The organism is Pseudomonas sp. TE31087 (assembly GCF_057284075.1).
Genome location: NZ_JBXVNN010000001.1, coordinates 5,287,093 through 5,299,640, shown reverse-complemented (window position 1 = coordinate 5,299,640; position 12,548 = coordinate 5,287,093). Strand labels below are relative to the sequence as shown.

The window sequence follows — 12,548 nt, the reverse complement described above, 5'->3', positions numbered from 1 at the left end:
TAGTAATTCTTCTCATCAATGACGGCAATCGGCCCAGTCCTGAGCCGACCAAGGGTGGTTTCTGGTGTCGGTAACAAAAAATTTATGGCGATTTCGAAAAAAAAGACGGGCGTCCTGCGTGGCCATAAATATGAACACTCCGGGCCCCTTCGCGGGCAAGCCCTCTCCCACAGAAAAACGCCCACCCCCTGTGGGAGCAGGCTTGCCCGCGAAGGGGTCAGTACAGTCCATTCCACAATTATTTACGCTTGCCAAAGCCTGGGGAACATCTACCAGCCATGAGGGTCGGTTACTCAGGTAACAGCTCATCGATCCACGGCGAAACCACCGGGTTCGCCTGTTGATCTTGCGGTTTTCACGCCCTAAAGTGCGCGCCGAACGTCCATGCTGGAAACGATCCATCCGGCTCAAGTACTGACGACGAGACAGCAAGGTCACCCGCCGCCCTTTTCCGGCACGGTTGACCTTTTTGCTTTCGGCGACATGCCTTGGGAAGTAGGCGAACCAAAGTGGGGATACGGAGGACGTTCAGTTTGCTGCCACTTATCTTTTCAGTTTGCCCATGGAGCCCTTGAGCATGTCGATCCAGGTCGAAGACTACTTTGCGCGTGACACCTTCCAGAAAATGAAGGCGTTCGCCGACAAGCAGGAAACCCCGTTCGTACTCATCGATACCCAGATGATCAGCCAGGCCTATGACGACCTGCGCGCCGGTTTCGAGTTCGCCAAGGTCTACTACGCGGTCAAGGCCAACCCGGCGGTCGAGATCATCGACCTGCTCAAGGAAAAAGGCTCGAGCTTCGACATCGCCTCGATCTACGAGCTGGACAAGGTGCTGGGCCGTGGCGTCAGCGCCGATCGCATCAGCTACGGCAACACCATCAAGAAGTCCAAGGACATCCGCTACTTCTTCGAGAAGGGCGTGCGCCTGTACGCCACTGACTCCGAAGCGGACCTGCGCAACATCGCCAAGGCCGCGCCGGGTTCGAAAGTCTATGTGCGCATCCTCACCGAAGGCTCCACCACCGCCGACTGGCCGCTGTCGCGCAAGTTCGGCTGCCAGACCGACATGGCCATGGACCTGCTGATCCTCGCCCGCGACCTGGGCCTGGTACCCTACGGCATCTCCTTCCACGTAGGCTCCCAGCAGCGCGACATCAGCGTGTGGGACGCGGCCATCGCCAAGGTCAAGGTGATCTTCGAGCGCCTGAAGGAAGAAGACGGCATCGAACTGAAGCTGATCAACATGGGCGGTGGCTTCCCGGCCAACTACATCACCCGCACCAACAGCCTCGAGACCTATGCCGAAGAAATCATCCGCTTCCTCAAGGAAGACTTCGGCGACGACCTGCCGGAAATCATCCTCGAGCCAGGCCGTTCGCTGATCGCCAACGCCGGCATCCTGGTCAGTGAAGTGGTGCTGGTGGCGCGCAAGTCGCGTACCGCCGTCGAGCGCTGGATCTACACCGACGTGGGCAAGTTCTCCGGCCTGATCGAAACCATGGACGAGGCGATCAAGTTCCCGATCTGGACCGAGAAGAAAGGCGAGACCGAGGAAGTGGTGATCGCCGGCCCGACCTGCGACAGCGCCGATATCATGTACGAGAACTACAAGTACGGCCTGCCGCTGAACCTGGCCATCGGCGACCGCCTGTACTGGCTGTCCACCGGTGCCTACACCACCAGCTATAGTGCGGTGGAGTTCAACGGCTTCCCGCCGCTGAAGGCCTACTACCTGTAATGCATAACGGGGCCGCAAGGCCCCGTTTTCGTTTGCCGGTCCAAACTGCTTCGCGCGCCCCTGTAGGAGCGGCCTTGTGTCGCGAAAGGGCTGCGCAGCAGCCCCAGGATTTCAGTGTTGATGCAAAGATCGCCGGGGCCGCTACGCGGCCCTTTCGCGACACAAGGCCGCTCCTACAGGGATTGCGCCAATCTTAAAATCCGCGCTGTTCGATCTCCTCGGCATAGCGCGCCGCATGGGCCATCAGCCCCGGCCCCGCCCCCTGCAACGTCACCAACGCACTGCGCAGGAAATTCAGGTTGCCCTCGACCCTGGCTCGCTCCAGCCAAGGCCCGGCCTCTCCGATCTCTCCGCGCTCGACCAGCACCAGCGCCAGGCTGAACATCCCGCGAAAATCCCCCGCCTCGGCCGAACGCCGATACCAGCGCACCGCCCGGGCAGGACTCGGCGCGGTGGCGATGCCCTGCTCCAGGTAGCGCCCATACAGGTTCATCGACTTGGCATGCCCCAGCTGCGCGGCCTTCTCGTAGCACATCAACGCCTGGGCCTGGTCGGCCGGCACCCCGCGCCCGGTGGCCAGCAGGTTGGCCAGGTTGTACATCCCCCAGTCCAGGCCGGCGTCGGCCGCACGGGCATAGTGAATGGCCGCCTGCGCGAGCTCCACCTCGCCACCCCAGCCGTGTTCCAGGCAACGGCCGAGCATGTTGTGCGCCATGGCGCTGCCACCCTGGGCGGCGATGGCGAACCAACGGCGGGCCACGCCGGCATCCTCTTCGATACCGCGCCCATCGAGCAGGATCTGCCCAAGCAACAATTGCGCCTCGACCACCCCCTGCCCCGCCGCCGCCAGGATCGCCTGGGCGGCCTGGCCCGGACTGTGTTCGAGCATCGCCTGCAACCCGGCAACATCCACCACATCTTCACGACGCAACTGATAGGACACGGCTCAGACCTCGGCCCAGCGGCGTAACAGATTGTGATAGGTACCGGTCAGTTGCAGCAGCGACGGATGCTCGGGCACATCGGCGGTGAGCTGGCGGATCGCGTTGTCCATCTCGAACAGCAAGGTGCGCTGGCTGTCCTCGCGCACCAGGCTCTGGGTCCAGAAGAACGCCGCATAGCGCGCCCCGCGGGTGACCGGGTTGACCTTGTGCAGGCTGGTGCCGGGGTACAGCACCAGGTCGCCGGCGGCCAGCTTGACCTCGCGCACGCCAAAGGTGTCCTGGATCACCAGCTCGCCGCCGTCGTAGCTGTCCGGATCGCTGAGGAACAGCGTCGAGGACAGGTCGGTGCGCACCCGCTCCGGGCTGCCCTTGGGCTGGCGCAGGGCGTTGTCGATGTGGAAATCAAAATTGCCCCCTTCGCGGTAGCAGTTGATCAGCGGCGGGAACACCTTGTGCGGCAGGGCCGCCGACATGAACAACGGGTTGCGCCACAGCCGCTCGATCAGCGCACTGCCGATCTCCTTGGCCAGCGCATGGCCCTCGGGCAACTGCAGGTTGTGCTTGGCCTTGGCCGACTGGTACCCCGCGGTGATCTTGCCATCGGCCCAGTCGGCCTGCTCCAGGGCCTCGCGAATGCGCGAGATCTCGTCGGCGTCGAACAGCCCGGGAATATGAAGCAGCATGGCGGCGGCACCAGGTATGACTGAAGGAGCGCCAATGATATTGATTCCCTTTTACCTACCACAAGCCCTTTATCCATGCCACGACGGATGAGACCGTAAAAACCGTAAGGCGAAATTGTAAAGAATGTAAATTTATGGCGAATGTAAACGCTTCTCAATTGTTCGTTACAATCACTTACATTATGCTCCGCGGCCTTCATACCTTGGGGAAGGTCTACAACAATGCGTCACGTGCCATCTGCTGTGAGTTCACCACGTCTGCTCGCCTCCGCCATCGGCATGGCGATCACCGCCACCTCGGCCTATGCCGCCGACCCGGCCGCCAATACCGCCATCACCCTGGACGCCACCAGCGTCAATGGCAAGGCCGAACAGGCAAGCACCGAGTACAAGGTCGACAAGGCCTCGTCGCAGAAGTACACCGCGCCGCTGGTGGACACCCCACGGTCGGTCACCGTGATCCCGCAGCAGGTGATCAAGGACACCAACGCCATGTCCCTGCAGGATGCTCTGCGCACCGTGCCGGGTATCACCTTCGGTGCCGGTGAAGGCGGTAACCCGCAAGGCGACCGTCCCTTCATCCGTGGCTTCGACGCCCAGGGCGACACCTACCTGGACGGCGTGCGCGACACGGGTGCCCAGACCCGCGAAATCTTCGCCATCGAGTCTGTCGAAGTGGCCAAGGGGCCGAACTCGGCGGTCGGTGGCCGTGGCGCCGCAGGCGGCACCATCAACCTGGTGAGCAAGCGCGCGCACCTGGGCAACTCGCTGGACGGCGCCTGGACCTGGGGCAGCGACCAGACTCAACGCTACACCTTCGACGGCAACTACCAGTTCAGCGACAGCGTTGCCGGGCGCCTGAACCTGATGACCCACGAAAGCAATGTCGCCGGTCGCGACAAGGTCAACTACGACCGCTGGGGCATCGCCCCCTCGCTGGCCTTCGGCCTGGGCACGCCGACCCGCGTCAACCTCGACTACTACCACCTGGAAAGCGACGACCTGCCGGACTCCGGCATCCCCTACAGCGTGCCACGTGCAGGTAGCACCGCACGGACTTCGGCGCATCCGGACAAGCCGGTCGACGGTGGCGACAGCGACAACTTCTACGGCCTGACCGGACGCGACTTCCGCAAGACCCGCGTCGATATCGCGACCTTCGCCATCGAGCACGACCTGACCGACACGCTGACCATCAAGAACACCCTGCGCCACGGCAACAGCATGCAGGACTACGTGCTGACCCAGCCCGACGACAGCGCCGGCAACGTCAACAACAACGGTGTCTGGCGTCGCGCCAACAGCCGTGTGGGCAACACCGCCACCACCACCAACCAGACCGACCTGTTCGGCGAGTTCTACCTGGGCGGCCTGAAGAACAGCTTCTCCACCGGCGTCGAGTTCACCAAGGAAGAGTCCGACCGCCAGAGCTACACCGTTACCCCCAACAGCAAGCTCACCTGCACCGGCCCGGGCAGCGGCGGCAGCTGCACCTCGCTGGACAACCCGAACCCGGACGACAACTGGGTCGGCACGGTCGAGCGCAACTACGCCGGCACCAGGACCAACAGCAAGACTCGCGCACTCTATGTGTTCGACACCCTGGAGCTGACCCCGCAATGGCTGCTGAACATGGGCCTGCGCTATGACCACTTCGACACCGATTACCGTGGCTACAATGCCGACGGCAGTACCGCGGTGAGCAGCAAGGGCGTACCCGCCAAAGGCTCGGACACCAGCGAGTTCATCACCGGCCAGCTGGGCCTGGTGTGGAAACCGGCGGACAACGGCAGCATCTATGTGTCCTACGCCACCTCCGCCACGCCGCCTGGCGCCATGCTCGGCGAGGGCACCGAAGGCAACCCGCTGGGCAACACCACCGACCGTTCCGGCAACCTGCTGGGCAGTGACATGGAGCCGGAAGAGACCACCAACTACGAGCTCGGCACCAAGTGGGACCTGCTCGACCAGCGCCTGTCCCTGGCTGCGGCGCTGTTCCGCACCGAGAAGGAGAACGCCCGGGTCCAGGTCAACACCAACACTTACGAGAACGTCGGTGAAACCCGTGTGCAAGGCATCGAGCTGTCGGCCAGCGGCAAGCTGACCGACAAGTGGCAGGTGTTCGCCGGCTACACCTACATGCAGGCCCGCCAGATCGACGGTGGCCCGCTGGGCAAGGCGAACGACGGCAACCAGTTGCCCAACACGCCGAACAACAGCGCCAGCCTGTGGACCACCTACCAGCTGACGCCGAAGCTGACGGTCGGCGGCGGCGCCTTCTATGTGGATGACGTCTACGGCAGCGTGGCCAACACCACCATGGTCGACAGCTACGTACGCTACGACGCCATGGCCGCCTACAAGCTGACCAAGAACATCGACCTGCAGCTGAACGTGCAGAACCTCACCAACGAGGTCTACTACGACAAGGCCTACTCCACCCACTTCGCCAACCAGGCGGCAGGGCGCACGGCGTTGCTGACCACCAGCGTGCACTTCTGATGTAAGCGGCGTCTGCACTGGCCTCTTCGCGGGTAAACCCGCCCCCACAGGTTCGCCACCGCTCCGAAGGTCAGTGCTGTACCTGTGGGGGCGGGATTGCCCGCGAAGAGGCCGGCACAGGACACCCCGCCCCGTTCATTCCCGTGAACGGGGCGTTTGCGTACCAAGGCATAATGCACACCGCGCAGTTCCTGGCGGCAATACAAGGTGATCGATGTGGTGAAGAAGACGCTGTTCCAATTGCACTGGTTCTTTGGCATCACCGCCGGCCTGGTGCTGGCGCTGATGGGCGTGACCGGCGCGATCTGGTCGTTCCAGGAAGAACTGCTGCGCGCGTTCAACGCCGAGGTGCTCAAGGTCGAGGTACGCCAGGAAGGCGTGCTGCCGCCGGCCGAGCTGGTGCGCCGGGTCGAGGCCGCGCAAGGCGACAAGGTCTCCATGCTCTGGGTCGATATCCGCGAAGGCAACGCCGCACGGATCTTCTTCACCCCCGCCCCCGGCGAGCGCCGTGGTGCGCTGCGCTACGCCGATCCGTACACCGGCGAGCTCAAGGGTGACGTCGCCGGCCTGGGCTTCTTCAACCTCATGCTCAACCTGCACCGGTTCCTGGCCATGGGCGACACAGGCCGGCAGATCACCGGTGCCTGCACCCTGATGCTGATCTTCTTCTGCCTCTCCGGGCTGTACCTGCGCTGGCCGCGCAAGGCACTGAACTGGCGGACCTGGCTGACGCTTGACTGGGCGAAGAAAGGCCGCGCCTTCAACTGGGACCTGCACGCGGTGTTCGGCACCTGGTGCCTGCTGTTCTACCTGCTGTTCGCCCTGACCGGGCTGTTCTGGTCCTACGAGTGGTACCGCGAAGGCCTCAATCGCCTGCTGGCCGACCAGCCTGCGGCGGGCGAGCAGAAGCGTGGCGAAGGCCGTGGCGGTCGCCATGGCCCGCCCAAGGTGGACAAGAACGCCCCGCCACTGGTGGTCGACTATGACGCCATCTGGACCAATCTCAAGGCCGCGGCAGGCCCCGGCCTGTCCACCTACAACCTGCGCCTGCCGCCGGCCAGCGGGCAACCGGCAACCCTGTTCTACCTGCTGCAGGGCGCCGACCACGAGCGCGCCCTGAACACCCTCACCCTCGACCCGGCCACCGGCCAGGTCAAGCGTCACGAGCGCTACACCGACAAGTCGTTCAAGGCCCAGTTGCTGCAGAGCGTCTATGCCCTGCACGTGGGCAGCTACTTCGGCCTGCCGGGGCGAATCATCGTCACCCTCGCCAGCCTGACCATGCCGCTGTTCTTCGTCACCGGCTGGCTGCTGTACCTCGACCGCCGGCGCAAGAAGCGCCAGGTGCGCACCGCCCGTGGCGCGGTGGCCGCTCAGGCGAACGACGGCGACAGCTGGCTGATCGGTTTCGCCAGCCAGAGCGGCTTTGCCGAGCAGCTCGCCTGGCAGAGCGCCGGCCAACTTCAAGCCGCCGGCTTGCCGGTGCAGGTACGCCCGCTGGCCGAACTGGGCGAGGCCGAATTGCGCCAGGCCAACCGCGCGCTGTTCGTGGTCAGCACCTTCGGCGACGGCGAAGCCCCGGACAGCGCCCGTGGCTTCGAGCGCAAGGTGCTCGGCCAACCTTGGCCGCTGGATCACCTGGACTACGCCCTGCTGGCCCTGGGCGACCGCCAGTACCCACACTTCTGCGGCTTCGCCCGCCGGCTCCAGGCCTGGCTCGGCGAACGCGGTGCCACCTGCGCCTTCAGCCCGGTGGAGGTGGACAACGCCGACCCCGCCGCGCTGCAGCTGTGGCAACAGGAACTGACGCAATTCACTGGCGCCCGCCCGGTCGCCGCCTGGCAGCCGCCGAGCTTCGGCAACTGGCAACTGTTGCGCCGCGAACGGATCAACCCGGGCAGCCAGGGGGCGCCGGTGTACCTGCTGGGCCTGCAGGCAGAAGCGCCCGCGACCTGGGAAGCCGGCGACCTGATTGAGATCCTGCCGCGCAACGGCCAGCCTCGTGTCGATGCCTTCCTTGCCGGCCTGGGCCTCGACCCAGGCAGCCCGGTGCAGCTCGACGACCTGCAGGAAACACTGGTGCAGGCCCTGGCCACCCGCCAGTTGCCGGTCAGCCGCGAACACCTGGTCGGACTGCATGCCCAGGCACTGGTCGATGCCCTGATCCCGCTCACCGCCCGTGAATACTCGATTGCCTCCATCGCCAGCGATGGCGTGCTGGAGCTGATCGTGCGACAGGAACGCCACGCCGATGGCAACCTCGGCCTGGGCTCCGGCTGGCTGACCGAATACCTGCCGCTGCAAGGCAGCGTCAGCGCGCGCCTGCGTCGCAATAGCAGTTTCCATTTGCCCGCCGAGTCGGCGCCCTTGGTAATGATCGGCAATGGCACCGGCCTGGCCGGTCTGCGCAGCCTGCTCAAGGCCCGGATTGCCGGGGGCGAACAGCGCAACTGGCTACTGTTCGGCGAACGCAACCGGGCGCACGATCTGCTGTGCGGTGAGGAACTGCAAGGCTGGGTGGAAAGCGGCGATCTGCAACGACTGGACCTGGCGTTTTCGCGGGACCAGGCCGAGAAAATCTATGTGCAGGACGTGCTGTTGCAGCAGGCCGCCGAGTTCAAGCGCTGGGTGGATGACGGCACTTGCGTGTATGTCTGTGGGAGCCTGCAAGGGATGGCTGCCGGGGTGGATGCGGCGTTGCAGGGGATGCTGGGTGAAGCTGTCGTGCAGCAGTTGATCGAGGATGGGCGGTATCGGCGAGATGTGTATTGAACAGTCACATCCCTGGGGGCGCGTTGCGCCCCTTTCGCGGCACAAGGCCGCTCCTACACGGGGTTGCGATCTCCTGTAGGAGCGGCCTTGTGCCGCGAAAGCGCCTCATGACTTTCAATGCAATTCGAAGGTATCGGCATCCAGGTTCGCCGGGAACCGCGCCCGGTACGCTGCCAGCTCCGCAGCCCGCAGCACCACGGTGAACACCCCGTCGGCCTCACCCGCGCTCAGCAGGCTCTCGCCCTGGAAGTCCAGCACCTGGCTGTCGCCGGAATAGGCGAAGCCCTTGCCATCGGTGCCCACCCGGTTCACCGCCGCGACGAAGCACAGGTTCTCGATGCCCCGCGCCGGCAGCAGGCGGTTCCAGTGCAGGCGCCGCGCCGCCGGCCAGTTGGCGGTGTACAGCAGCAGGTCGGTGTCCTGGGCGTCGCGGCTCCACACCGGGAAGCGCAGGTCGTAGCAGATCAGCGGGCGGATCCGCCAACCCTTGAGCTCGAACTGCACCTGGCGCTCGCCCGGGGTGTAGTGCTTGTGCTCGCCGGCCATGCGGAACAGGTGGCGTTTGTCGTAGTGCAGGATCTCACCGTCGGGCCGTGCCCACAGCAGCCGGTTACGGTGGCTGCCGTCGGCGGCCTGGATGATCACGCTGCCGGTGATCACCGCGTTGGCTTTTTTCGCCTGGGCCTTGAGCCACTTGTAGGTCGGGCCGTTCTCCGGCTCCGCCAGGCTTTCGGACTCCATCGAGAAACCGGTGGTGAACATTTCCGGCAGGACCACCAGGTCCACCTCGCCGGCCTGCCCGATCAGTTCCTCGAAGTGCGCATAGTTGGCCTCGCGGTCGTGCCAGGCCAGGGTGGTCTGCACCAGGGCGATTTTCAGGTTCGGCAGTTGGCTCAGATCGCGCATAGTTTCTCCGCTGCCTGGCGCAGCGTCTCCTCGCGTTTGGCAAAGCACAGGCGCACCAGGCGTTGCTCGGGGATGGGTTGCTGGTAGAACACCGACACCGGGATGCTGGCCACGCCATGCTCACGGGTCAGCCACAGGGCCATGTCGACATCGTTCAGGTCGGGCCGGATCTGCGAATAGTCCACCAGTTGGAAATAGGTGCCCGGCGTACGGGTGAAGGTGAAACGCGAGGCCTGCAGCAGGCCGCAGAACAGGTCGCGCTTGGCCTGGTAGAAGGCCGGCAGCTCGTCGATATGCTCGGGGTGCTCGGCCATGAAGTCGGCCAGGGCGCACTGCAAGGGGGTCACGCCGCAGAAGTTGACGTACTGGTGCACCTTGCGCAGTTCCGCGCTGAGGGCCGGCGGGGCAACCACATAGCCAGTCTTCCAGCCGGTGACGTGGTAGGTCTTGCCGAACGAGCTGACCACGAACGCCCGCGAATAGAGCTGCGGGTGGGCCAGCACGCTGGCATGGCGCACGCCGTCGTAGATCAGATGCTCGTAGACCTCGTCGCTGATCAGGTAGATATCGCGGTCACCGATCAGCCTGGCCAGTTGGTCCAGGTCGTCGCGGCTGATCAGCGCGCCGCTGGGATTGTGCGGCGAGTTGAGGATGACCATGCGCGTGCGCGGGCTCAGGGCATCGCTGAATTTCTGCCAGTCGATGCCGAAGCTGCCGTCGGTCAGCGGCACATGCACGCAGCGCCCGCCGGCCAGTTCCACGGACGGCTCGTAGCTGTCGTAGCTGGGGTCGAAGACGATCACCTCGTCGCCGGCATGGATGACCGCCTGGATGGCGCAGAAGATCGCCTCGGTGGCACCGGGGGTGATGGTCACTTCCTGGTCGGCATCGACATTCGCGCCGTACAGCCGGGTAATCTTCGCCGCCACCTGCTGACGCAGTGCCGGCAGGCCGGTCATGGGCGAGTACTGGTTGTGCCCGGCGGCCACATGGCGACCGACGGCATCGAGCAAGGCCTGGGGGCCGTTGAAGTCAGGGAAGCCCTGGGAGAGGTTGAGCGCACCGGTCTGCATGGCCAGTTGCGACATGGTGGTGAAGATGGTCGTGCCGACGTTCGGCAGTTTGCTGCGGATCATGGAGCCCTCTTTCCTGGGGTTTGTCCGGCACGGGGTTGGGTCCGAGCATAGCGGATCGAGCAGTCAGGAAAAAGGTTGAAACAATAGGGGGATTGCGGTGGGTCAACGTGTAGGGGGAGATCAGGATTTACGCACATCCCTGTAGGAGCGGCCTTGTGCCGCGAAAGGGCTGCAAAGCAGCCCCGGCTTCCTTGCAGCGCATTCTGAACCCTGGGGCTGCTACGCAGCCCTTTCGCGGCACAAGGCCGCTCCTACAGGGGGCGCACGGCCTGGGAAGGCACGCCAAGCGGTTGTTAACGCTTGTCGCGGCGCTTCTTCTCGGCCTTCTTGTGGTGCGACATCAGGCGACGCTTCTTGTTGACCTGGCGATCGGTGAGGGTGTTTTTCTTGCCCTCGAACGGGTTGTCACCGCCCTTGTACTCGATGCGGATCGGCGTGCCGACCAGCTTGAGCACCCGCCGGTAGGTGTTCTCCAGGTAACGCGAGTAGGAGTTGGGGATCTTGTCGGTCTGGTTGCCGTGGATCACGATCAGCGGCGGGTTGGCGCCACCGAGGTGGGCATAGCGCAGCTTGATCCGGCGACCGTTGACCAGCGGCGGCTGGTGCACGCTGATGGCGTCTTCGAGGATCTGTGTCAGGCGGCTGGTCGGCCAGCGGGTGACCGCCGACTTGAACGCGGCCTGCACCGACTTGTACAGGTGGCCCACGCCGGTGCCGTGCAGCGCCGAGATGAAGTGGATGTCGGCGAAGTCGACGAAGAACAGCCGGCGTTCCAGCTCGGTCTTCACGTAGTCGCGCTCACCCGACTCCATGCCGTCCCACTTGTTCAGGGCGATGACCACGGCGCGGCCGGCGTCCAGGGCGAAGCCCAGCAGGTTGAGGTCGTGGTCGACCACGCCTTCGCGGGCGTCCATGACGAAGATCACCACGTTGGCGTCCTTGATCGCCTGCAGGGTCTTCACCACCGAGAACTTCTCGACTTCCTCGTGGATCTTGCCGCGCTTGCGCACGCCGGCGGTGTCGATGAAGGTGTACTTCTCGCCATCACGCTCGAACGGGATGTAGATACTGTCGCGGGTGGTGCCCGGCTGGTCGTACACCACCACGCGCTCTTCGCCGAGCATGCGGTTGACCAGGGTCGACTTGCCCACGTTGGGGCGGCCGATGATGGCGATCTTGATACCGTCTTTCTCGCTCGGGCCGGGGATGCGCGTGGCTTCCTCGCCTTCGGCGACATCCTCGTCGAGGGCTTCTTCCTCGGGATCACGGGGAATATGGCCGAGCAGCGACTCCATCAGGGCGTTGATACCACGGCCCTGGGAGCCCGCCACCGGGATGGCGTTGCCCATGCCCAGCGGCGAGAACTCGGCGCGGGCGATATCGGGGTCGATGTTGTCGATCTTGTTGGCGACCAGGATCGCTTCCTTGTTCCGCTTGCGCAGGTGATCGGCGATCATCTGGTCGGCGGCGGTCATGCCGGCACGGGCATCGACCAGGAACAGCACGTAGTCGGCTTCCTCGATGGCCATCAGCGACTGCTCGGCCATCTTCTCGTCCATGCCCACTTCGTCACCGGTGATACCGCCGGTGTCGATCAGGATGTACGAACGACCCTGCCAGCTGGCATCGCCGTACTGGCGGTCACGGGTCAGGCCCGACAGGTCACCGACGATGGCGTCGCGGGTCTTGGTCAGGCGGTTGAACATGGTGGATTTACCGACGTTCGGCCGGCCCACCAGGGCGATTACGGGAACCATGCGGCTCTCCACTCTTGAATTCTTGAAAATGCAAAGGCCGCTGCAAGGCAGCGGCCGGAGTTCGGGCGGCGCTTCATGCGCCGCGGCCTGAGCCCGCGAGCGAGCTC

Annotated in this window: 8 protein-coding genes; 3 read left to right on the top strand and 5 right to left on the bottom strand. The window is 64.5% G+C overall.

Going from position 1 to position 12,548, the window contains the following annotated elements; translation table 11 throughout:
- The first annotated feature begins 577 nt into the window (after nucleotides 1-577).
- On the top strand, nucleotides 578-1,741 hold the full coding sequence (locus ACZ899_RS23955; protein WP_110735754.1) for a type III PLP-dependent enzyme: 1,164 nt from the start codon (nucleotides 578-580) through the stop codon (nucleotides 1,739-1,741).
- Between the two features lie 193 nt (nucleotides 1,742-1,934).
- Here ACZ899_RS23955 and ACZ899_RS23950 read toward each other — a convergent pair whose 3' ends face one another.
- Nucleotides 1,935-2,684, bottom strand: coding sequence for a tetratricopeptide repeat protein (locus ACZ899_RS23950; protein ID WP_234560406.1), 750 nt, complete (start codon nucleotides 2,682-2,684; stop codon nucleotides 1,935-1,937).
- Between the two features lie 3 nt (nucleotides 2,685-2,687).
- A complete protein-coding gene (locus tag ACZ899_RS23945; RefSeq protein ID WP_234560407.1) occupies nucleotides 2,688-3,368 on the bottom strand; it encodes a Fe2+-dependent dioxygenase in 681 nt (226 codons plus the stop codon).
- Nucleotides 3,369-3,590: 222 nt separating this feature from the next.
- Between ACZ899_RS23945 and ACZ899_RS23940 the strand changes: the two genes are divergently transcribed.
- Nucleotides 3,591-5,870 carry a TonB-dependent receptor gene (locus ACZ899_RS23940; protein ID WP_232855670.1) on the top strand — a complete coding sequence of 760 codons (2,280 nt, stop codon included), beginning with the start codon at nucleotides 3,591-3,593 and terminating at the stop codon, nucleotides 5,868-5,870.
- 216 nt (nucleotides 5,871-6,086) lie between these two features.
- Entirely contained in the window at nucleotides 6,087-8,642 is a 2,556-nt protein-coding gene (locus tag ACZ899_RS23935; protein ID WP_234560411.1) for a PepSY domain-containing protein, read from the top strand.
- Nucleotides 8,643-8,756: 114 nt separating this feature from the next.
- Here ACZ899_RS23935 and ACZ899_RS23930 read toward each other — a convergent pair whose 3' ends face one another.
- The 3 genes from ACZ899_RS23930 to der all read right to left on the bottom strand — a co-directional run bounded on the left by ACZ899_RS23930 (nucleotide 8,757) and on the right by der (nucleotide 12,441).
- Nucleotides 8,757-9,548 carry an amidohydrolase gene (locus tag ACZ899_RS23930; protein WP_203650728.1) on the bottom strand — a complete coding sequence of 264 codons (792 nt, stop codon included), beginning with the start codon at nucleotides 9,546-9,548 and terminating at the stop codon, nucleotides 8,757-8,759.
- Nucleotides 9,536-10,684 carry a pyridoxal phosphate-dependent aminotransferase gene (locus ACZ899_RS23925; RefSeq protein WP_234560412.1) on the bottom strand — a complete coding sequence of 383 codons (1,149 nt, stop codon included), beginning with the start codon at nucleotides 10,682-10,684 and terminating at the stop codon, nucleotides 9,536-9,538. Before ACZ899_RS23925 ends, ACZ899_RS23930 begins: the two co-directional genes overlap by 13 nt.
- Nucleotides 10,685-10,977: 293 nt before the next feature.
- Nucleotides 10,978-12,441 (bottom strand): ribosome biogenesis GTPase Der, encoded by a 1,464-nt coding sequence (der, locus tag ACZ899_RS23920; RefSeq protein ID WP_203650724.1) that lies wholly within the window; start codon nucleotides 12,439-12,441, stop codon nucleotides 10,978-10,980.
- Nucleotides 12,442-12,548 lie beyond the last annotated feature (107 nt).